This is a genomic window from Burkholderia theae (assembly GCF_048565265.1).
Classification (GTDB): domain Bacteria; phylum Pseudomonadota; class Gammaproteobacteria; order Burkholderiales; family Burkholderiaceae; genus Burkholderia; species Burkholderia theae.
In genome coordinates this window covers 1,888,726-1,912,385 of the sequence record NZ_CP183461.1, presented here as the reverse complement: position 1 = coordinate 1,912,385, position 23,660 = coordinate 1,888,726, and the positions used below count along the sequence as shown (strand labels likewise).

Annotated in this window: 9 protein-coding genes; 1 reads left to right on the top strand and 8 read right to left on the bottom strand. The window is 71.7% G+C overall.

Going from position 1 to position 23,660, the window contains the following annotated elements; all coding sequences use genetic code 11:
* Window positions 1–15: 15 nt before the first annotated feature.
* The 3 genes from ACN22W_RS08915 to ACN22W_RS08905 are packed head-to-tail and all read right to left on the bottom strand — an operon-like array spanning window position 16 to window position 15,682.
* A complete protein-coding gene (locus ACN22W_RS08915) occupies window positions 16–1,029 on the bottom strand; it encodes a GNAT family N-acetyltransferase (RefSeq protein WP_419683610.1) in 1,014 nt (337 codons plus the stop codon).
* Window positions 1,019–5,998 (bottom strand): amino acid adenylation domain-containing protein, encoded by a 4,980-nt coding sequence (locus ACN22W_RS08910; RefSeq protein WP_419683608.1) that lies wholly within the window; start codon window positions 5,996–5,998, stop codon window positions 1,019–1,021. Before ACN22W_RS08910 ends, ACN22W_RS08915 begins: the two co-directional genes overlap by 11 nt.
* Window positions 5,999–6,007: 9 nt before the next feature.
* Window positions 6,008–15,682 (bottom strand): amino acid adenylation domain-containing protein, encoded by a 9,675-nt coding sequence (locus ACN22W_RS08905; protein ID WP_419683606.1) that lies wholly within the window; start codon window positions 15,680–15,682, stop codon window positions 6,008–6,010.
* 271 nt (window positions 15,683–15,953) lie between these two features.
* Between ACN22W_RS08905 and ACN22W_RS08900 the strand changes: the two genes are divergently transcribed.
* Window positions 15,954–17,699, top strand: coding sequence for a cyclic peptide export ABC transporter (locus ACN22W_RS08900; protein ID WP_419683605.1), 1,746 nt, complete (start codon window positions 15,954–15,956; stop codon window positions 17,697–17,699).
* Window positions 17,700–17,876: 177 nt separating this feature from the next.
* Here the strand turns inward: ACN22W_RS08900 and ACN22W_RS08895 are convergent, their stop codons facing one another.
* From ACN22W_RS08895 to ACN22W_RS08875, 5 genes are read right to left on the bottom strand one after another with little or no spacing between them, the layout of a single operon-like run.
* Entirely contained in the window at window positions 17,877–18,905 is a 1,029-nt protein-coding gene (locus ACN22W_RS08895; RefSeq protein WP_419683602.1) for an ABC transporter substrate-binding protein, read from the bottom strand.
* A complete protein-coding gene (fhuF, locus tag ACN22W_RS08890; RefSeq protein ID WP_419683601.1) occupies window positions 18,902–19,702 on the bottom strand; it encodes a siderophore-iron reductase FhuF in 801 nt (266 codons plus the stop codon). Before fhuF ends, ACN22W_RS08895 begins: the two co-directional genes overlap by 4 nt.
* Window positions 19,699–21,789: a Fe(3+)-hydroxamate ABC transporter permease FhuB gene (fhuB, locus tag ACN22W_RS08885; RefSeq protein WP_419683600.1), complete on the bottom strand. Its 2,091-nt coding sequence runs from the start codon at window positions 21,787–21,789 to the stop codon at window positions 19,699–19,701. The genes fhuF and fhuB overlap by 4 nt, the downstream gene beginning before the upstream one ends.
* Window positions 21,786–22,634 (bottom strand): ABC transporter ATP-binding protein, encoded by an 849-nt coding sequence (locus ACN22W_RS08880; protein WP_419683598.1) that lies wholly within the window; start codon window positions 22,632–22,634, stop codon window positions 21,786–21,788. Before ACN22W_RS08880 ends, fhuB begins: the two co-directional genes overlap by 4 nt.
* A complete protein-coding gene (locus tag ACN22W_RS08875; protein ID WP_419683596.1) occupies window positions 22,624–23,643 on the bottom strand; it encodes a TauD/TfdA family dioxygenase in 1,020 nt (339 codons plus the stop codon). The genes ACN22W_RS08880 and ACN22W_RS08875 overlap by 11 nt, the downstream gene beginning before the upstream one ends.
* Window positions 23,644–23,660: the final 17 nt, after the last annotated feature.

Sequence of the window (23,660 nt, the reverse complement as noted above, 5' to 3'; positions counted from 1 at the left end):
GGTGAATCCGGCCCGTCAGACGTGACGGCCGGAGAAGAACGTCTCGCGCAGCGTGCGCATCCACAGCGGCTGCGCGTCGGCCAGCGCGAGACGGCGCTGCCGCGCGAAGCCATGCCGCGCGAGATGGTCGGCAACCCGCGCGTGGCCGGCCGGAACGGCACAGCCGACCGCTTCGGTACGCAGGTCGTCGAGAAACAGGTAATGAACGACGGACGGCAGCCAGCCCGCCACGCAATGCGGGCCGCGCCAGCGCGACTCGCCGACCAGCATCCGCAGCCCGCGGTCGTAGTCGCGCGCCGCGACGTGCGGTGCGAGCGCGTCTTCCTTCAGCCAGTAAGCCTCGAAGTACGCGAACGGCTCGCCGTCGAAGCAGCCGACGAGCGGCGTCACATGCGGATCGGCGTCGGCCGTGCCGGGCTGTGCGCCCGGCCAGCCGTCGCGCACGCGCGGCTCGGCGAACCAGCGCGCGACCCGCTCGGCATCGTCGGCCGGCTGCCAGCCGCGCAACGTGAAGCGCACGCCGAGCGCCGGCAGGTCACGTGCGTAGACCTCGCCGCGCGGCGCGGGCGGCCGGCGCGGGTGACGCCGGCCGCCGGTCAGCATCGGCAGCGTCGCGCACGGCAGATGCGGGCCGACGAGCCACAGATCGGCCTGCTGCGCCCAGCCGTCGCGCGCGCAGCGGCCGCCGTCGGCGAGCACGCCACTCGCGCGCAGCGCATCGAGCGCCACCGCCGGCCATGCGGCCGGATCGAGCCGGATCGTCGCGTGGTGCGCGCCGTCCGAAAACGCCGCGGACAGCGCGGCCAGCAGCCCACGCCGCTGGTCGGACGGCGCCGCGCGATGGTTGTACGCGACGAGGCGCAGCGTGCCGTCGTCCGCGAGTTGCGCGCGCAGCAACTGCGCGCCGATGCCGTCGCCCTGCGCGACCCGGATCTCCGAGCCGTCGCGCGCGGCGAACAGGCCGTCCGCGAACGCGAGGCGGCACGTATCGGGCATCGTGAATCCGTCCGGACGCACTTCAGCCAGCATGGCGTTCCTCCTGTCCTGTTTCCGCTTGCGCATCGAGCCGCGCGCCGAGTGCCGCGAGCGTCGGCGACGCGAACACGTCGGCGACCGTCAGCGCATGACCGGCGCGGACGGCCGCGTCGACGAAACGCACGACGTCGAACGACGTCGCGCCGGCTTCGAACAGGTCCGCGCCGGGCTCGGGCGCGGCCGTCGCGAACGTGTCCGACCACAGCGCCGCGAGCGCGGCAGCCGCGTGCGGCGTGTGGGACGGCGCGTCGGCGAGTGCGTCGCCGCTTGCCTGCGCGATGCCGGCCGCCTGCGCGACGGCATGCGTATCGGGCGCGCCGAGCGCAGCCTCCGACGCACCGGCGAAGCGCGCGACTTCGTCGTGGTAGACATCGACGAGCGCATCGACGAAACCGCGGTCGAGCAGTTCGTCCGCATACGAGAACGCGGCGCTCACGCGGCCGTCCGGATGCTCGACGACGTCCAGCTCGAGCGTGAACACGACGCGATGGCGCACGTCGTCGAACGCCGCAAGCGACAGGCCGGCCCAGTCGCGAGCGGCCGCGCCGGTCGGGCGCAGGTAGTTGAACATCACCTGGAACAGCGGATTGGCTTGCGCGGTACGCGGCACGCGCAGCGCCGCGACGACGTCGGCGAACGGCACGTCCGCATGCGCATATGCGGCGAGCGCCGTGTCGCGCACTTGCGCGAGCACGTCCGCGCGGCGAGCGGCCGGGTCGATCCGCGTGCGCACGACGACTGAATTGATGAACAGGCCGAGCGCATCGCGTGCCGCATCGCCGGTCAGCTCGCGCGTCGACGCGAGCACGCCGACCGGCTGGTCGGCCGCGCCCGTCGCGCGGAACAGCGCGGTATTGAGCGCCGCGTGCAGCAACATCGGCAGCGTCGCGTGCGCCGCCGACGCGGCTTCGCGCGCGGCGCGGATCAGCGGCGCGTCGAATTCGAACGCGATGCGGGCCGCGCGCCATTGCGGCACGGCCGGCGCGTCCGCGCGCTGCGGCAGCACGCGCGACGGCAGATCGGCCAGTGCGTCGCGCCAGTACGCGACGCGGGCCGGATGGCACGGCGCGGGCAGCACGAGTGGCGCAGCCGCTTCGGCCGGCACGGTGTCACCCCGCACACGAGCGACATAACAGGCGCGAACCGCATCGAGCCACAGCTCGATCGATTCGCCATCCGACACGATGTGATGGATCGTCACCGACAACACGTGGTCGTCCGTGCCGAGCCGCAGCACGCGGGCGCGCCATAGCGGCGCATCGGCCGCGAGGTCGAATGGCGCCAGCGCATCCTCGTCAGTCAGCGCCGCCGCGCGGGCGCGCGCATCGGGCTGCGCCGACAGGTCGACCAGCGGCAGCGCAACCGCCGCTGCCGCATCGATCCGCTGGCCCGGCAATGCGCCGTCGCGAACGACGAGCCGCGCGCGCAGCGCCGGATGCACGGCCGCCGTAGCCGCGAAGGCGGCGCGCAACGCATCGACGTCGAGCGGGCCGCGCACGCGCAGCGCGACCGGAATGTTGTACGCGGCGCTGTCCGGCTGCGCGCGCCACAGGAACCACAGGCCGAGCTGCGCGGGCGACAGCGGCCACACGCCGTGTGCGTCGGGTTTGGCGACCGCGACGCCCGGCGCTGCCGCACCGGCATGCGCGGCGCGCGGCGCGTCGGCCACCTGCAGCGCGTACTGCGCGAGCACCGGCGCCTCGAACAGCGCGCGCACCGGCACGTCGCGGCCGAGCCGTTCGGCCACGCGCGTCGCGACGCGCACGGCGGCGAGCGAATGGCCGCCGAGATCGAAGAAATGATCGCCGCGGCCGACGCGCTCGAGATTCAGCACGTCGCACCAGATCGCCGCGAGCGCGGCTTCGTCGCCATCGCGCGGCGCTTCGTATGCACGCTCGACGCGCACGGGCGCCGGCAACCGTGCGCGGTCGACCTTGCTGTTCGCGTTGCGCGGCAGCGCGTCGAGCACGATCAGTTGCGCGGGCACCATGTAATCGGGCAGCGTGCGGCGCAGGTGCGCGTCGAGCGTCGCGGCTTCGACGGGCTGCGCGGCCGCCTGTGCGTCAGCGGTCAGCTCGACATACGCGACGAGTTGCGCGAGCGCGCCCTGCCCGTGCACGACCGCGCACGCTTCGCGCACCGCGTCGTGCGCGGCCAACTGCGCCTCGATCTCGCCGAGCTCGATACGCAAGCCGCGCAGCTTCACCTGGTGATCGACGCGGCCGATGAAGTCGAACACGCCGTCCGCGCGGCGCCGCACGAGGTCGCCCGTGCGATACAGCCGCGCGCCCGGCGCGCCGTACGGATCGGGCACGAAACGTTCGGCCGTCAGCGCCGGTCGGTCGAGATAACCGCGCGCGACGCCGATCCCCTCGCCGCCCAGATACAGTTCGCCGATCACGCCGACCGGCAGCGGATGCAGCCGCTCGTCGAGCACATGCGCGGTGCGTGCGCCGACCAGCGTGCCGATCGGCAGATACGCGGCGTCGCCGAGCTTCGCGAGATCGTCGCCGGGCCGGAACATCCACAGCGTCGGCGTGATGACCGTCTCGGTCGGGCCGTAGCCGTTGACCACGCGCACGTTCGGCAGCGCGCGGCGCAGCATCGCGAACGCCTCGCGCGACGTCGCCTCGCCGCCGACGGTCAGCGACCGCAGCGTCGGCGGCGCGCCGTGCGCGAGCGCACATTCGGCGAGTTGCGCGGCGCAGCCCGGCGGCACGTAGGTCATCGTCACGCCGTCGCGGACCATCATCGCGCAGGTCTGCGCGGGCGGCCACAGCACGTCGGCCGTCACCGACACCGCGGCGCCCGACATGTATTGCGAGAACCAGCCTTCATGCGCGCCGTCGAAGTTGACCGACTGGAACAGCAGGAACACGTCCTGCTCGCCCGCGCCATAGCGCTCGGCGATCGCCGCGCAATGCAGCGCGAACGACGCATGGTCGACGATCACGCCCTTCGGCTTGCCGGTCGAGCCCGACGTGTAGATCGCGTAGGCCGCATGACCCGGCAGCACGTCTGGCAGCGCGATATCGGCGGCTTCGTCGAGCGCCTCGATTTCGTCGGCGCGCCAGACGCGCAGCGACGGCAGCTCGGGCAGCGACGCGGCGCTCGCGCCATCGGTCAGCACATGTGCAATGTTGGCATCGCCGACGATCTGCGCAAGCCGTTCGCGTGGATGGGCCGGATCGAGCGGCACGAACGCGGCGCCCGACTTCAGCACCGCGATCAGCGCGACCAGCAGGTCGACCGAGCGCTGCAGCGCCACGCCGACGCGCATCTCCGGCCGCACGCCGGCCGCCACCAGATGGCGTGCCAGGCGCGCCGCGCGGGCATCGACTTCGCCGCGCGTCAGCGCGCGATCGATATCGGCGACGCCGCGAGCATCGGGCCGCGCGTGCGCATGCGCGGCGATGCGCGCATGCACGGGCACGAACGGTTCGGTATCCGTCGCGCCCGCCGGTGCATTCCACGCAAACAGTTGCGCGCACTCGTCGGCCGGCAGCCAGTCGAGATCGCCGACCGGCATGTCGGGGCGCGCGAGCGCATCACCGAGCAGCGTGACGAAGCGCGCGGCGAGCCGCGCGATCGCATCGGCGTCGAACAGGTCGAGCGCGTAGATGAACGCGGCGTCGAACGTGCCGTCGGGCGTCGCCTCGACCGACAGCGTCAGGTCGAACTTCGCGGACGGCGTGCCGGACGGCAGCAACGCGGCCGACGCCGCGCCGAGCGCAGGCAGCGCACGGCGCTCGCCATACGCGGCCATCACCTGGAACAGCGGATGGTGGCTCGCGCTGCGCGGCACGCCGAGCGCGTCGACCACCTGCTCGAACGGCACGTCCTGGTGCATCTGCGCGTCGACGAGCGCGCGCTGCGTACGCGCGACCAGCGACGAGAAGTCGCCGTGCGCGGGCACGTCGACGTCGATCGCGAGCGTATTGACGAAGAAGCCGATCAGGCCGGCGACCTCCGCGCGTTCGCGGTTCGCGGCCGGCACGCCGACGCAGATTCGCGCATCGCCGGTCGCGCGCGCCAGCAGCGCATCGAGCGCGGCGAGCAGCACCGCGAACGGCGTCGCGCCCGATGCAGCCGCGAACGCGCGCAGTTGCGCACCAACGCGCGCGTCGAGCGAAAACACGTGGCGTGCGCCGCGCGCACTGCGGCGCGCCGGCCGCGCGGTGGCGCCCGGCAGCGTCAGCACGCCGCGCTGCGGATCGAGCCGTTCGCGCCAGAACGCAAGCTGGCGATCGCGTTCGCCGGCATCGAGCCAGCGACGCTGCCACAACGCGTAGTCGGCGTACTGGATCGGCAGCGGCGCGAGCGGCACCGGCCGGTCGGACGCATACGCGCGATAGAACGCCGCGAGTTCTTCCAGCATCACGCCCGACGACCAGCCGTCCGACACGATGTGGTGCACCGTCAGCGCGAGCCAGTGATGCGTCGCGTCGAAGCGCACCAGGTGCGCGCGCACGAGCGGCGCCGCGCCGAGATCGAACGGTTCGGCTTCGTCGGCCGTCGCGACGGCCTCCGCGCGCGCGGCACGTTGCGCGTCCGGCAGCGCTTCGAGATCGGTTTCGCGCCACGGGCAGCGCAGCGGCGCGTGGATCGTCTGAGCGACGCCGTCCGGCGCCTCGTCGAAAGTGGTACGCAGCGCCTCGTGGCGTGCGATCAGCGCGTCGCACGCGAGACGCAGCGCATGCGCGTCGAGCGGGCCCGTCAGCGCCAGGCGCTCGGTGATGTGATACGCGTCGGGCGCGTCGATCAGCCGCGCATGCAGCCACAGCCGCGTCTGCGCGAACGATGCCGGCACGCGGTCGCTGCGCGGCGTGCGCGGCGGGATCGGCAGCACGCGAAAATCGATGCCGGCCGCGCCGAGCTTGTCGATGAAGACCGCGCGCTGCGCGTCGGGCAGTTGCGCGAAACGCGTCGCGAGCGCCAGCCAGTCGGGTTGCACCTTCGTCATCCGTCGTCCTTATTGGGTTTCCAGTTCGCCGAGCAGCGCGTCGATCGCGCTCGCCGCATCGGTCGCGCCGCGCGCCGCGCAGGCCGCGTCGATCGCTTCCGCGCAGCGCGCGAGCGTGCGCGTGTCGAACAGCATGCGCAGCGGCAGCGCGAGCCCCCAGTGCAGGTTCGCCTGCGCGTGGGCCTGCGTCGCGAGCAGCGAATGGCCGCCGAGCAGGAAGAAATCGCCGTCGCGGCCGATCGCGTCCACGTGCAGCACGCGTTGCCAGATGTCCGCAAGCGCACGCTCGGTGTCGGTCGCAAGTTCGACGGCTTCGGCCACTTCGCGCACCGGCGCCGGCAACGCATGGCGGTCGCACTTGCCGTTCGGCGTGACGGGCAGCGCATCGAGTTCAATCAGTTGTGACGGCACCATGTAGGCCGGCAGTTGCGCGCGCAACGCGTCGAGCAGCGCCGCGCGGTCGAGCGGGCCCGCGTCGCCGCGTGCGACATAACCGATCAACTGCTCGTCGCGCACGATCACGACCGCATCGTTCACGCCCGGCGCCGCGCGCAGCAACGCCTCGATCTCGCCCGGCTCGATCCGCTGGCCGCGCAGCTTCACCTGCGTGTCGACGCGGCCGAGGTAGTCGAGCGCGCCGTCGGCGCGGCGCCGCGCGAGGTCGCCGGTGCGGTACATGCGCGCGCCCGGCACGAACGGATCGGGCACGAAACGATCGGCGGTCAGCGCCGGACGGCCGAGATAACCGCGCGCCAGGCCCGCGCCCGCGAGGTACAGCTCGCCGGTCGCGCCGGCCGGCACCGGATGCCATGCGGCATCGAGCACGTGCAGCTGCAGGTTCGCGATCGGATGGCCGATCGGTACCGCGACCGCATTCGCGTCGTCGGGGCCGCAAGTCCAGTGCGACACGTCGATCGCGGCCTCGGTCGGCCCGTACAGGTTCACGAGCGTCGCGTTCGGCAGCAGCCGTGCCATCTTCGCGACGAGTTCGGGCGCGAGCGCCTCGCCGCTCGCGACGATCAGGCGCACGCTGTCGCATTGCGCGACGGCCGAAAAATCGTCGAGATACGCGGCAAACACGGCGAGCATCGACGGCACGAAATGCAGCACCGTCACGCCGTGCGCATGGATCGCGGCCGCCAGGCGCGCCGGATCGCGATGATCGCCGGGCGCGGCGATCGCGAGCTTCGCGCCGATCGCCAGCGGCCACACGAATTCCCATACCGATACGTCGAAGCCGAACGGCGTCTTGTGCAACACGACGTCGTCGCGCGTCAGCCGGTATGCGTCCTGCATCCACGCGATCCGGTTCGCGAGCGCGCCGTGCGTGTTGCCGGCGCCCTTCGGCTTGCCGGTCGAACCCGACGTGTAGATCAGGTAGGCGAGCTGCGCGTCGTCGACCTTGGCGGTCGCGTCGGCGGATGCGTCGGCCGCTTCATCGGCCAGCAGGTCCGCTACCGTCAGCAACTGCGTCGCGGCGCCGTCGCCCAGCGCGGCCTCGACCTGCTCGCGCAGGTGGGCCTGCGTGATCGCGACGGCTGGCCGCGCGTCGCGCAGCAGGTACGCAATGCGCTCGGCCGGATAGTCGGGATCGACCGGCAGGTACGCCGCGCCGGCCTTCAGCACGCCGACGAGCGCCATGACCATGTCGAACGAGCGCTCGACGCACAGTGCGACCGGCGTGTCGGGCCGCACGCCGCGCCGGCGCAGCGCAGCCGCGATGCGCGACGTGCCGGCATCGAGTTCGCGATAGGTCGCGCGATGCACGCCGCCGTGAACATCCGCGTATTCGAGCGCGATCGCGTCCGGCATCGCCTGTGCCGCAGCGGCGAACTGCAGGTGCAGCGGCTGCCGTTGCGCATCCGGCCATGCACGCGCGGTGTCCTGCGCCAGTGCCAGTGAGGCGCGCGTCGCGTCGTCGGCGATCGACAGCGTGCCGAGCAGCGCGTCCGGCGTGCGGGCCAGAGCGTCGAGCGCGCAGGCGAACGCGCGGTGCCAGGTCTCGACCTGCCGCGCATCGACGCGCGTGGTGTCGTAGCCGTAGTCGATCGTCAGCTCGGCGCCGCTTTCGATCACGAGCGTCAGCGCGAAATCGGTCGCTTCGATGCTGCGCACGCCGCTCAACGCGAGTGCGCGCGAATCGGCGTCGCGCGCCGTGTCGTCGACCGGGTAGTTCTCGAACACGACCAGCGTGTCGAACAGCGCACCGCCGGCGCCGCGTGCCCAGCGCTGGATGTCGGCAAGCGGCGTATGCGCATGCTCGGCGGCGGCCGCGTTGTCGCGCTGCAGCGCCTGCAGCCAGTCGGCCGCGCGCTGCTGCGGCGCGGGCGCCGTGATCACCGGCAGCGTGTTGATGAAGAGACCGAGCACCGTGTCGACATCCGCGAGCGCATCGGGGCGGCCCGCGACCGTCGCGCCGAACGCGACGGCCGGCTGGTGCGTCATCCGCTGCAGCGCGAGCGCCCAGGCGCCCTGCACCAGCGTGTTGACGGTCAGCTTCAGTGCGCGCGCCGTCTGCGCGACGCGCGTCATCGCTTCCGCGTCGAGCGTCGCGCGCCACGTGACCATTTCGGCGTCCGCGCGGTCGGCCGCGCGTTCCGCGATCAGCGTCGGCGCGTCGAGCCGTGCGAGGCGTTCGGTCCAGAAGCGCTCGTCGGCATCGCGGTCACACGTGCCGAGCCACGCGATGAAGTCGCGATAACGCAGCGCCTGGCGGCTGGCGAACGGCGACACGGCGTCCGGGTCGCGATAGTCGCGCAGCACGTCCGCGAGCAGGCGCGCGGTGCTCCAGCCGTCGAGCAGCACGTGGTGACGCGTCCAGACGACGCGCCACGCTTCGTCCGTCACGCGGATCAGCGTGAGCCGCATCAGCGGCGGCTCGCGCCAGTCGAAACCGCGCGTGCGGTCAGCCGCGAGCCATGCATCGAAATCGGCGTCGAGCGTGTCGACACGCGCACGCCAGTCGAGCTGCTCGACCGGCATCCGTGCATGGCGATGCACGCACTGCAGCGGCGCGGCTTCGTCCGGCATCACGCTCGTGCGCAGGATGTCGTGGCGCGCGACGGATGCATCGAACGCCGCCGCGAGCCTGTCTGCGTCGAGCGCGGTCGCGGTCGCGACGAGCTGGTTCACATAGCTCGCGTGACCGGGCGCGAACAGCGCATGGAACAGGATGCCCTGCTGCATCGGCGACAGCGGATACACGTCGTCGATCGCGCGCCAGTCGAGCGGCGTGCGTTCGATCGCGGCCTGCGTGAGGCCGGCGGCCTGCGCGAGCGGAAAATCGCCCGGCGTCGCGCCACCGCCGCGATGCGCGACCCGCGACGCGCAGGCTTCGACGAGTTCCCGCAGCGCGGCCGCGAAGCGTTCGGCGAACGCGTCGATCGTCGCGCGCTCGAACTGCGGCGCGCCATAGACCCAGTGCATTTTCAGCGTGCGTGCGCCGTCGCGGTCCGTATCGAGGTATGCGTGGATCGCGAGCGTATTGCCGAGCGGCCCCTGCGGATCGCGCTCGACGCCGGTACCGCCGAAGCGCGGCACGAGCGTCGCGTCGCGCGGCGCATCGAACTGGCCCAGGTAGTTGAACGTGACGCGCGGGTGCGGCACGGCGGCCAGCGCCGCGCGCGTCGCCGCATCGCCGTAGTGCGCGAGCACGCCGAAGCCGAGCCCCTTGTGCGGCACCGCGCGCAGCGTGTCCTTGACCGCGCACAGCGTGTCGCGCGCCGTTGCCGCGACCGGCAGCGTCACCGGGTAATGGCTCGTCAGCCAGCCGATCGTGCGGCTGGCATCCGCGTCGTCGAACAGCGCCTCGCGGCCGTGCCCTTCCAGTTCGACACGGCACGATGCGGCGCCGCGAGCGCCGGCCAGCGTCAGCGCAAGCGCGGCGCCCAGCAGTTCAATCGTCTGCGTACGATAGGCCGCTTGCGCGTCGGTCAGCGCCGCGCGGGTCAATGCCGCGTCGATCGTCTGCACGACGACGGCCGCATCGGCATTCGTCGCCGCGGCGTCGGGATGATCGGGCACGAGGTCATCGCCCTGCGCCATGCCGGCCCAGTACGCGGCCTCCGCTGCGAACGGCGATGCCGGTTCCGTCGCAGCGCGTGCGAGCCGTGCGGCCCATGCGTCCGCGCGCAGGCCCGGCTGCGACAGCCGGACCGGCGTGCGATCGCACGCGGCGCGGTAGGCCGTGTCCAGGTCGTCGAGCAGGATGCGCCACGATACGCCGTCGACGATTGCATGGTGAATCGCGAGATAGAGCTGCGTCGAACCGTCCGGCAGCCGTGCCGCGCACGCGCAGGCGAGCGGTCCGCGGCCGAGGTCGAGGCGGCGCTGCAACGCGTCGAAGCGCGCGAGCGCGTCGGCTTCGTCGCGTGCGGCGACGTCGACGAACGGCAGCGCGTCGTAAGGCTTCGCGGCATCGCTGGCGTGCCACGTGCCGTCCGCGCCGTGCGCGAAGCGCTGGCGGAAGGCATCGTGATGCGTCAGCAGCGCATCGAATGCCCGTGCGAACGCATCCGCGTCGAACGGCCCGCGTACATCGAACGCGACCGACTGGTTCCAGTGGCCGCGATGCGGGACGTCGAGCGCGAAGAAGCGCTGCTGTGCGGGCGTCAGGATCGGCGCAGTGGTCGGCACCGCCGCTGCGGTCGCGGTTGCGATTGCAGGCTGTGCAGCAGCACTCACGTCCTCGGTCTTCGCGATGCGTGCGAGTTCGGCGACCGTCGGGCCGTCGAACAGCTGCTTCGGCGTGAAACGCACGCCGCGCTTGCGCGCACGGGCGATCACCTGCAGCACGAGGATCGAATCGCCGCCGAGTTCGAAGAAGTTGTCGTCGCGGCCGACCTGCGGGGCTTTCAGCACGGCCTGCCAGACTTCGGCGAGCACTGTTTCGACCGCGCCCTGCGGCGCGTCGCCGGACGCACTCGCGACCGGCGCGGCGGCCAGTTCGCGTAGCGCCGTGCGATCGATCTTGCCGTTCGCGGTCACCGGCAGGCGCGCGAGCGCGACGAACTGCGCGGGCACCATATAGTCGGGCAGCTTCGCGGCGAGCGCCGCGCGCATCGCGGCTTCGTCGAATGCCGTGCCATCGCGCATCACGACGAACGCCGCGAGCCGCAGGCGGCCGTCGTGCTCGATCGCGAGCGTTTCGGCCTGCGCGACCGGGCCGGCCGCGCGCACGGCCGCACTCACCTCACCCGGTTCGACGCGGTAGCCGCGAATCTTCACCTGGTCGTCGATGCGGCCGAGGAAAGCGATCCGGCCGTCCGCGCGCAAGCGCACGCGGTCGCCCGTGCGATACAGCCGCGCGCCGGGCGTGAACGGATCGGGCACGAAGCGTTCGGCGGTCTGCGCCGGACGGCCGAGGTAGCCGCGCGCGACGCCCGGCCCGCCCAGGTACAGTTCACCCGTCGCACCGGCCGGCACGCAAGCGCCGAACGCGTCGAGCACGAGCGCGCGCGCATTCGGCAGCGGCAGGCCGAGCGGCACGCCGCTCGCGGAATCGCGCGCGTCGGCGGCAATCGACGCCGTGTCGCACGCGATCGCGCCGACCGTCGCTTCAGTCGGCCCGTAATGGCTGATCACGCGGCAGCCCGGCGCGAGCGCGGCCAGGCGCGCGACGAGCGCCCACGTGAGCGTTTCGCCGCCCGTCACGAGCGCGTGGCGCGGCAGCACGTCGGCCGGCACGCGCGCGTCGAGCAGCGCCTGCAGGTGGCTCGGCACGATCTTCAGCACGCCGACGTCGCGGCGGCGCATCTCGTGCGCGAACAGGTCGGGATCGAATGCGCACGCGGCCGGCAGCAGGTGCAGCGTGCGGCCCGCGCACAGCGCGCCGAACAGCGTCGTATGGCCGAGGTCGGCCGCCACGGTCGACACCATCGCGAACGACGCGTCCGGTGCGAACGCGAGTTCGTCGAGCATCCCCTGCACGTAGTCGGCCAGCGCGCCATGCGACACGACGACACCCTTCGGCGTGCCGGTCGACCCTGACGTATAGATCAGGTACGCGCCCTGTTCCGGATGCGGTGCGACGCGCACGCCGGCCGCATGGGCGAGCGTCGCGTCCTGTGCGAGCGCGTCGACGTCGAGCGGCTGCGCATCGATGCCGGCCGGCCACGCGGCCGTATCCGCGACGAGCGCCCAGCGCGCGCCGCAGTCGGCTGCCGCCGCGGCGAGCCGGGCGGACGGTTGCGCGGGATCGAGCAATACGGCGAGCGCACCGGCCTTCAGCGCGCCGAGCAGGCCGACGACGAAGCGGGCCGATCGTTCGATGCAGACGACGACCGGCGCTTCGGCAGCGGCACCACGCTGGATCAGCGCGCGTGCGACGCGATTCGACGCGTCGTCGAGTTCGGCGAACGTCAGCGACGCCGACGCATCGGCAAGCGCGACACGGTGCGGGTACGCGGCCGCCTGCCGCGCGAATGCGGCGACGATGTCGGCATGCTCGACCTTCAGCGCACGGCCGTCGCGCGGCTGGCGCGAGGCAGCCGACTCGTCGCACGGCAGTGCGGCCGTCGTGCGTTGCGGATCGTGCGCGGCCGCGCCGACGAGCGCCGCATAGCTGTCGAGCCAGGCGCGCGCGGTATCCGAGTCGATACAGTCGGTCGCATAGGCCGCGACCAGTTCGATCCCGTTCGCGTCGTCGGTGAAATCCAGCGCGAAGTCGAAGCGCGCGGCGAGATCGGGACCCGGCGTTGCAACCGCCGTTGCGCCCGGCAGCACGCTGTCGTGCCGCGCGTCGAACTGCTGCGCGAATTTCACGCGCAGCCATTCGTCACCGCGCTTGACCGGCGGCTTCACCGCATCGACGACACGCTCGAACGGCACATCCTGGTGCGCAACCGCGTCGAGTGCCGCCGTGCGTGCCGCGTCGACCAGCGTGCGGAACGGCAGCGTCGGCGCCACACGCACGCGCAGCGCGACCGTATTCAGGAAGAGACCGAGCAACGCACGCGTTTCAGGGCGCTGGCGATGCGCGACCGGCACCGCGACGACGACATCCGTTGCGCCGGTCAGACGCGACAGCCATGCGTCGAGCGCGGCCAGCAGCACCGTGAACACGGTGGCCTGCGCGTCGCGTGCGAGTTGTCGCACGTCGGCCGCGACCGCGTCAGGCAGGCGCACCGATACGCGCGCGCCCTGCAGCGTGCGTGCGGCGCCCGGCTGCCGATCGACCGGCAGCGCGAGCGGGCCCGGCACGTCGCGCAATGCGCCGCGCCAGTAATCGAGCTGACGCTCGCCCTCACCGCCCGCCAGCATGTCGCGCTGCCAGTCCGCGTAATCGGCGTACTGGATCGGCAGATCGGGCAACGACGGTTCGCGGCCTTCGGCATACGCGCGGTAGGCAGCCGACAGTTCGTCGAACGCGCAGCGCGAGCTCCAGCCGTCGGTGATCGCGTGATGCGCGGTCAGCAGCAGGCGATGACGATCGTCGGCGAGCGCCACGAGTGTCGCGCGCAGCAGCGGGCCGTGCGCGAGGTCGAATGGTTCGGCCGCGTCGCGTTCGGCGAGACGCGCGGCTTGCGCGTCGCGCGCGGCCGGCGGCTGGTCGCGCAGATCGATCGCGGCGATCGATACCGGCAGATGCGCATGGATCCGCTGCATCACGACGCCGTCGTCGTTGTCGACGAGCGTCGTGCGCCACGCTTCGTGCCGTCCGATCAAGTGATCGAGCGCGCGCTGCAGCGCGTCGCGATCGAGCGTGCCGTCGATGGTCCAGTGCGCGGCGATGTGATATGCGGCGCTCGCGTCACGCGTTTGCGCGAGCACCCAGAAACGTTGCTGTGCGAGCGACGCCGCACGGTCGACATGCGGCGCGCCGGATGCAGCCGCATCGATCGTCGTGCCGCGTGCGGAAATGGCGGCCAGCGGTTCGCCGGTCTCGCGTTCCGCTCGATCGACCGTTCCTGCCAGTTCGGCGAGCGCCGGATCGGCGAACAGCGTGTCGAGCCGCAGGTTCACGCGCCAGGCGGCACGGATCGCGGCCTGCAACTGCATCGCGGCGAGCGAATCGGCGCCCAGCGCAAAGAAATGGTCGTTGCGCGACGGCGTTGCATCGAGGCCGAGCAGCGTCTGCCAGAGGTCGGCGAGCTGTTGTTCGGTCGGCGTGCGAGGCGCGTCGCCGGCACCATGCGTCGTGTCGCGCGCGGCGGCAATCCGCTCGCGCAGCGCGGCACGGTCGATCTTGCCGTTCAGCGTATACGGCAGCGCATCGCAGCGCACGAACCGGTGCGGTTGCCATGCCGCCGGCAATTGCGCGGCCACGTGCGCCTTCAGCGCCGCATCGTCGGCCGCCGCGCGCAGTGCAACGCACGCGATCAACCGCGTCGGCCCATTGCCGGTTTCGGCGACCACGGCCGCATCGGCCACGGCCGGATGCGAGCGCAGGCACGCGGCGATTTCAGCAGGCTCCACGCGTACGCCGCGCACCTGGACCTGATCGTCGAGGCGGCCGAGGTAGTCGAATGCGCCATCGTCGCGCATGCGTGCAAGGTCACCCGTGCGATAGACGCGCGCACCCGGCTCGCCGTCCGGATCGGGAATGAAACGTTCGGCGGTCAGTGCCGGGCGACCGTGATAGCCGCGCGCGACGCAGACGCCGCCAAGCAGCAGCTCGCCCCCTTCGGCCCTATTACCGGCGGCGTCGCCGTCGATGCGCGCGACGCGCGGGCCGATCACGCGACCGATCGGCAGCGACGCATACGCATCGTTGGCGGCCAGCACGGGTGTTTCGCCCGGCTCGACCGGCCACAGCATCGGCGAGATCACGGCTTCGGTCGGCCCGTAACCATTGATCAGGCGTACCGACGGGAACGTGCTGCGCACGAATTCGAATGCCTGTTGCGGCAGCGCTTCGCCGCCGAAGGCGAGCACGCGCAATGCCGGCGGCACGCCTTCGCGCGCGGCGACGGCCGCGAATTCGCGCAGGTATGCGGGCGGAAATGCGGCGACGTTGACCGACTCGCGCACCATCAGCGCATGCGCGGCGTCCGGCGCGAACGGCTGCGGCGGCGCAATCGCGATGCTGGCGCCGACCGCGAGCGGCGCGAGCCAGCATTCGTGGGCGGCGTCGAAATTGACCGACGCAAAATGCAGCAGACGGTCGCCGGCCTCGATCGGCAGCGCGGCCGCTAGCGCGTCGCAGTGCGCGGCGAGCGGCCCGTGCTCGACGACGACCGCCTTCGGCGTGCCGGTCGAGCCCGACGTATAGATCATGTATGCGGCCGCACGCGGGTGCACGGGCACATCTTCGTCGTCGGCATCGAGGCCTTGCTCGCCCGCCGCTTCGGCTGCCGCGTCGAACGCGTGTTCGAACGGTGCGCCGAGCGCCGCACGGCCCGCTTCGTCGACGATGCCGTGCCGCAGTTCGGCATCCTGGACGATCCAGTCGAGGCGCGCGGCCGGATGGCGCGGATCGAGCGGCACGAACACGCCGCCCGCCTTCAGCACGGCCAGCAGTGCGACGAACAGCTCGCACGAGCGTTCGACGCAGACGCCGACCCGCACTTCGGCGCCGACGCCGGCCGCGCGCAGTTGCCGGGCCAGCCGCGACGCACGCGCGTCGAGCGCGCCGCGCGACAGGCGCAAATCATTCTGGAAAGGTGCCGCGATTGCGGGTGCGTCGGGCGCGACGCGCGCCAGTTCGCGGATTCGGTGATGCAGCGCAGTCGGGAAACTCGTCATGTGCGTGAAGTCCTTCGGTCCGGCCGCTACGGCCAAGTCTCGGGGCCGCTTGGGGCGGCTTCACTGGTGTGACGAACGGCGCGGCCGATTTTTTACCGTTTTGCGCTCAAAGTACGTGCGGCCGCTTTTTTTGCGGGCGCCGTTAAATATTTGCGCGGCCCGTTCGTCTATCAGGAAGGAAAGCCACAACGGAGCCCACCCTGTCCGACGCTTTCGCCTCCGTTTTGCCGTTTCCGCGTATTCACTTGCCTTCCCTCTACCGACGTTGCCGATGACTGCTGCCCACGAGCCTTCTTCCCCGCCGTCCCTCGACGCCTCTCCCGCCCGCCCCGCGGCCCGCCTGATCCTCGCGCTGTTGCGCGAAAGCCGCGCGTCGCTCGCGCTTGCGCTCGCCGCGTGCGTGCTGAACGGCGTCGCGAGCGTGCTGCTCGTCGCGACGCTGAACCGCGCGCTCGCGACACCCGGCGCGGCCGATGCGTCGCTCGCATGGCGCTTCGCGCTGTGCGCGGTGATCGCGCTCGTCACGCGGATCGTGTCGGGCACGCTGTTCGCCCGCCTGTCGCAGGACACGATGGCGCGGCTGCGCGTGCATCTCGCGCGGCGCGTCGGCGCGGCCGAGCTGCGCGACATCGAGCGGATCGGCGCGGCGCCCGTCCAGTCGGTGCTGACCGACGACGCGACCAACGTGTCGATGCTGTTCTTCGCGCTGCCGAACCTGGTCATGCACGGCTCGATCGTGTTCGGCTGCCTCGGCTACCTCGCGTGGCTGTCGTGGCCCGTGTGCGTGCTCGCGCTGGCCGCGATCATCGCGGGCTCGCTCGGCTATCACACCGGCGACCGTCGCGCGATCGCGTCGCTCGAGGCGGCAGGCAAGGCGCAGGACCGCCTGTTCGGTTATCTCGGCTCGCTGTTTTCCGGCGCGAAGGAACTGAAGCTGCACGACGCGCGCGCACGCCAGTTCGTCGACGGCCAGCTCGGCGCCGCGATCGGCGAAGTGCGCGACCACCGCCGCCGTGCGTTCAGCGCGTACGCGGTCGGGGTCGGCTGGATCATCTTCCTGTTCTACGTGTTCCTCGGCGTCGCGTCGTTCTGGCCGCAGCTCGGCGTGCATGCCGATGCGGGAGCCGCGGCCGGCTACGTCGTCGTGTTCCTGTTCATGCTGGTGCCGCTCGACGGCCTGCTGAACAACCTGCCGACCGTCAACGCGGCGCGCGTGTCGCTCACGCGGATCGAAGGCGTGATGGCCGAATTCGGCGCGCTGCGCACGGTGCCGCCCGCGGCCGACGCGCCCGATGTGCCGACGGCCGGCGCCGTCACGCTGCGCGGCGTCACGCACGCGTATTTCCACGAACGCGACGAACGCATGTTCAGCATCGGGCCGGTCGACCTGACGATCAAGCCGGGCGAGCTCGTGTTCATCGTCGGCGGCAACGGCAGCGGCAAGACGACGCTCGCGAAGGTGCTGACGGGGCTCTACGAGCCCGAGGAAGGCACGATCGAGGTCGACGGCCGGCCGATCGGCTGGCGCGAGCGCGCCGCGTACCGGCAGCGCTTCAGCGCGGTGTTCAACGATTTCCACCTGTTCGATGCGCTGCTCGGCATCGTCGATCCCGACGATCCGGCCCGCGCGCAGGCCGATGCACGCGCGAACGCGCTCGTCGCGAAGCTCGCGCTCGACCACAAGGTGAAAGTGGTCGACGGCGCGTTCTCGACCCGCGCGCTGTCGACCGGGCAGCGCAAGCGGCTCGCGCTCGTCGTCGCGTATCTGGAGGACCGGCCGTTCTACCTGTTCGACGAATGGGCGGCCGACCAGGATCCGTCGTTCAAGGCCGTGTTCTACGAGCAATTGCTGCCCGAGCTGCGCGCGCGCGGCAAGGCCGTGATCGTGATCACGCACGACGATCGTTATTTCGATCTCGCCGACCGGCTGCTGAAGCTCGACAACGGGCGCATCGTCAGCGACACGATGCCTGCACGTTCGCATGCGCGGGACGGCGTCGATGCGCTGAGCGCGTAAGCCGTCCATCAATGAATCGCCGACGCGCGGCAACCGCAGCGTGTCGGCGATGTGCGTTTCGGAATGGCATGTTGCGGATGAGCGGCCGAGCGGAAACGCCAAGTACGTCCGCCATCAAACCAACGACAACGCCCTGCCCGTCAAAGCGGCATGCTCCGCCGCCACACGTTCACGTGCTCAACGCACGACCGGCAGTTTCAGCATCGTATCGGTCATCACATCGGCCAGCTTCAGCGCCGACATCGGCCCGCCGAACCCCCAGATATTGCGTTCGATCAGTGCGATCCGGCGGTCGCGCAGTGCGGGCACGAAGCGCCACACCGGCGAATCGAGCTTCGCCGACAGCGGCACGTCCATCCCCGACGCGGTCACGAACAGTACGGCCAGGTCGCGCTGCCTGAGCAGGTCGGCCGACGTCACGTACAGCGTGCCTTCCCGCGTCGGCTTTTTCGGCCATGGATCGAGCCCGAGCGCACGCGCGAGACCCGCCGACGTGCTGTTGCCCGTATAGGCCCAGTAACGGTCGGGCAAGCCGAGATCCTGCAGCAGCGCGATGCGCTCGCCCTTTCGGCCCGCGGCCGCGAGCCGCGCCGCATTGCGCGCGATCCCCGCGTCGAGTTGCGCATCGACCACCTGCGCACGCGCGTCGCGCCCCGTGACCGTACCGATCGTCCGGAAGATCTGCCGCATCCAGTCGAGCTGCGTGACGGGCACGCCGTCCTCGGAAACATTCGGGCTGAACTGGAACAGGATGGTCGGTGCGATCCGGTCGAGCGCGTCGAAAATCGGCGCATGCCGGAAGCCGACACCGATGATCAGATCGGGCTTGACCGCCGCGATCGCTTCAAGCCCTGGCTCCTGCCGCGAGCCGATATCGGTCACATGCGCGAGCCGGTCGCTCTCGTAGCCGAGCCAGCCCGGATAAAACGCGGTATCGGCCATCCCGACCGGCACGATATCGAGCGCGATCACGCTTTCCGCGAACATGAAGTCGAGCGCGACCACGCGCTGCGGCCGCACCGGCATCGTTTTGCTCGCCTGCGACACGACGGGATTGCCGGCGAGCGACACGGCGCGCAAGGCCTGCGCACCGCTTGCGTCGCCGGCAGCAGTCACCGCGGCAGCCGATGCGGAAAACGCGCCGCAGCACGCGGCGCCAAGCGCGGCGAGTGCGCCAAGCGCATGCCGGCGGCCGGCGTGTGTCACCGGATCGCGTCCTGCTCGGCCAGCGCCGCGTCGTCCATCGTCAGTAGCAGGGGGCAGCTTCCACACAGTTGCGTTTCTCCAGGAATTTCGTAGCGCAGGCAGCACACACGGCGCGCGCGAAACGGCGTCGGCAGCAGCGGCGAGCGCGGCACGGCATCGCGCACCGGCACGCGCAGCGGATTCGGTTCGCAGCCGTTGCAGGTCGAGCCGAACAGCCAGTCCGCGTCGTGCACGGGATCGGCCGCGCATGGCAGCGAACGACAGGTGTCGAGCAGATAGTCGAGCAGGTTGCCCGCGTTGCTCCACAGCACGCGCGGCGTGACGCGCCCCATCGCCGCGAGCAGGTCGATCACCGCGCCGAGATGCGCGATGAGCCCCGCATAGCGCGGCGCGGGTTCGTCGCACGGCGCGCCAAGCGCGTCAGGCGCGAAATACAGCGCAGCGGGCATCCCGTCGTCGAGCGCGACGAAGGTGCGCTCGGGCGTCATGTCGAGCGGCCGGCCGAGCGTCAGCGCGGCGACGACGCCAGCGGGCGCCGCACGGCCAAAATAGTATTTGCTCCATTGCGACATCAGCGCGCGCGCATGTTGCGCCGGATCGCCACCGTAATGGCGGACCATCGCGTCGAGCACCGCGTCACGATGCTCGGGCAGCGCGCTGACGGGCACGACGACCCGGCCCGGCGCATGCGCGTCGTCGGGCATGCCGAGCCAGACGACGTCGAGATGATCGGCAAACGGTTCGGGCGCGAACGCCGAGAAACGCGTGGCGCGCGCGCCGTCGGGCAACGGCGTCATCGCCCCGCGCGCCGGGCGCGGCGCCCCTCGAGAATCAGCAGCCCGAGCAGGTATGGCGCGCCGATCAACGCGGTCAGCACGCCGGCCGGCACTTCGCGCGGCGCGACGACCGTGCGGGCCGCGAGATCCGCGACGCCGAGAATCAGCGCGCCGCACGCGGCCGCGAGCCACAGTCGCGTGCGATGCCGGCGCGCGCCGAGCATCGTCGCGACGTGCGGCGCCATCAATCCGATGAAGCCGACCGGCCCGACCGCCGCGACGGCCGCGCACGCGGCGAGCGTCGCGATCGTCAGCGCAAGCGGCCGCAGCGCGGCGACCGGCAGGCCGAGCGCGGCCGCCTGGTCGTCGCCGAGCGCGAGCATGTCGAGCGGTCGCGCGAGCCACGCGAACACGGGCACCGCGAGCACGCACCACGGCAGCAGCATCGACACCTCGCCCCAGCTGCGGCCATAGGTGCCGCCGACGAGCCACACGACGAAGCGTGCGGGCTGCACGCTTTGCTGCGTGATCAGCCATTGCGCGAGCGTTGTCCATAACGCGCCGATCGCGATGCCCGTGAGCGCGACCGCGAGTGGCGCATAACGATGCCGGTGATTCAGCGCGAGCGTGATCGCGAGCGACAGTCCACCGCCGATCAGCGCGGCCGCCGCGAGCGTGACATGGCCCATCAGCGGCCAGGTCGACAGCGCGAACAGCGTGACGAGCCCCGCGCCCTGCGTGACGCCAAGCACTTCGGGGCCCGCGAGCGGATTGCGCACGACGCTCTGCATCGCGACGCCGCTGACCGCCAGCAGCGCGCCCGCGAGGAGCGCGCACAGCAGGCGCGGCATGCGCAGGTCGATCAGCATCCGAGCGAGCGCATCGTGACCGGACAGCGCAGCAGACCAGCGTGCGGGCGACAACCATTCGGGACCGGCCGACACGCCGACCCACACCGCGAGCACACCGGCCACGACGAACAGCACCGTACGCAACGGCCAGCCGAGCTGTTCGAGCCAGCCGACGAACCGCGTCGATCCGCCGCCCGCCACGCGCTCGGCGTCCGCGTGCAGCACGCCCGACCACGCGGCACCGCGCCGAATCATCGCGAGCATCAACGGCGTGCCGACCAGCGCGATCGCGACGCCGGTCGACAGCGTCGCGTCGAGGCCCGACGCGAGCACGGCGCTGTCGGTGACGAGCACGAGTGCGCCACCGGCGAGCGCCGACAGCGGCACCATCACGCCGAGACGCGCCACACGTGCGCCGCGCACCTGGCGCAGCAGGTTCGGCGCGACGAGCCCGACATACGACAGCGGGCCCGCGATACTGACGGCCACGCTCGTGAACGCAACCGCGACGATCGTCGCGGCAAGCCGCGTCGCATCGACGCGTACGCCGGCCGCAGCCGCCGCATCGTCGCCGAGCGTGAGCGGATTCAGCGGCCGGATCACGAACGGCAATGCGAGCAGCGGCACGACGAGCCAGCGCATCGCGAGCGCGAGACCCGTCGCGCCCGGCTGGTAAAGGCTGCCGTTGGTCCACAGCGCGGCGCCCGCGATGTTCTGCTCGAAGAACGCGAGCACGAGCGTCGACAGCGCGGCGAACAGCAGCATGCAGACGCTGCCCGCGAGCACGAGGCGCAACGGCGTCGCGCGCCAGCCGCCGGCCGCGACGATCGCGCATGCGGCGGCGGCCAGCCCGCAGACGAACAGCAGCGGCACCGACGCGACGCCCGCCAGCGCCGGCACGAGCATCGCCGCGAGCAGGCCGAGCTGCGCGCCGCCCGTCACGCCGAGCAGGTCGGGCGACGCGAGCGGATTGCGCGTGAGCGACTGGAACAGCGCGCCGGCGATGCCGAGGCAGCCGCCCGCGACGAGCGCGGCCGCGACACGCGGCAGGTTGAGATCGAACAGGAAGACGTGCGCGAGCGCGGCACCATCGCTGCCGGGCGCCGCGTCCCACCACACGCGTAAATCGGGTGCGACGCGCAGCGCCGCGAGACCCGCGATCAGCACGACGAGGCCGATCGCGATCGCACCGGCCCGGCCGGTGGCCGCGCCCTTCCCCGTCGCCGCAAGGCGCTTGCGCATCGCGAACGTCGTCATACGGCGAGATCCTGGTCGAAGACGCCGGCCGCATGCGACGTGGCAGTGCTCGACGGCCCGTAGGCCGGCACGCACATCGGCGCGCCCGTCTGCGGATGCGCGAGCTTCAGCATCTCGACACCGAACGCCGCGCGCAACCGCGCCGGTTCGAGCATCGCGTCGGGCGAGCCTTGCGCGACGAGGCGGCCCGCGCGCATCAGCACGATCTCGTCGCTGTACGCGGCCGCCTGGTTCAGGTCGTGCAGCACCCAGACGATCGTCAGCCCGCGCGCGCGGTTCAGCGCACGCAGTGCATCGAGGATGTCGAGCTGGTGATGGATGTCGAGATAGGTCGTCGGTTCGTCGAGCAGCACGATCGGCGCCTGCTGCGCGAGCGCCATCGCGATCCACGCGCGCTGGCGCTCGCCGCCCGACAGCGCGCCGACGTCGCGGCCCGCGTCGTCGGCGAGGCCGCTCGTCTCGAGCGCCTCGTCGATCGCCGCATGGTCGGCGCGCGACAGGCCGCGCAGGAAGCCGCCGTACGCATAGCGCCCGTACGCGACGAGTTCGCGCACCGTGAGGCCCGACGGAATCTGGTTGAACTGCGCGAGCATCGTCAGCTCGCGCGCGAGCGCGCGACGGCGAAACGACGCAAGGGGCTTGCCGTCGACTTCCACATGGCCGGCACGCGCGGGCTGCAGGCCCGCGAGCGTGCGCAGCAGCGTGCTCTTGCCGCAGCCGTTCGGGCCGCACAGCGCGGTTACGCGGCCGGCCGCGATCGACAGATCCAATCCGTCGATCACGACATGGTCGCGATAACCTACCGTCAGCCCCCGCGCGGCAAGCGCGGCGGTACTACGCGTCATCGGTCCTCCGGTCGGTCGCGAGCGGGACCGTGTAACTCTGCGCCATCGCGACGACGACCTTGCGCGGCCCTTCGAACGGGTCGCGCGCATGCGCGGTCAGCATGTTGTCGAGCATCAGCACGTCGCCCGTGCGCCACGGAAACACGATGCGCTGCTGGTCGAGCACGCCGCGGATCTGCGCAAGCGCATCGGCCTCGAGCGGCTCGCCGTCGCCGTAGTACACGTTGCGCGGCACGTTCTCGAGCCCGACCGCGTCGACCAGCGCTTCCTGCATGTCGTCGTCGAGCGCGGACAGATGGAACAGGTTGGCCTGGTTGAACCACACGCGATCGCCGGTGCGCGGATGGCGCGCGACGGCCTGGCAGCGTTCGCGGGTGCGTAGCAGCAGTTCGCCGTCGTCGTCGGTGCGCCATGCGCATTCGATGCCGCGCGCTGCGCACATCCGCTCGACCTCGGCCGGCTCGTCGGTGCCGAACGACTGCTGCCACGACAGGTCGAGCCCCTGCCCGAAATTGCGCACGTACAGCAGTTCGCGCCGCTCGAAGCGCGCGATGAGCGCGGGATCGAGCGCGCGGTAGACCGCACGGCTGTCCGCGATCGGCGTCGCGCCGCCCTTCGGCGCCGCGAGCGCGCAGTGGAACCAGATCCGCAGCGGCCATTCGCGCGTATACGACTGCTCGTTGTGCAGCGGAATCGCGCGGTGCGGCGGGTATTCGGTCGACGTGTAGACGGCGCCTTCGACCTGGCTGCGCGGCGTCGACGCGTATTCATAGCCGATCAGCGGATCGCCGAACGACGCCGCGAACTGCTGGAACGCGTCGATCGACGGCACGTGAAAGCCCGTAAACAGTACGCCGCCCGCGCGTTCGAGCGTGTCGGCCGCGATCTCGCGCGCCAGCGGCGCGACTTCGTCGATCGACATGCCGTCGCTACCACGCGGCGACACGACGGTGGGCAGCCCCGGCTCGATACGCAGGTCGTCGAGCGTCGGCAACGAAAGCAGGGTCATGCAACGTCCTCTTCAGG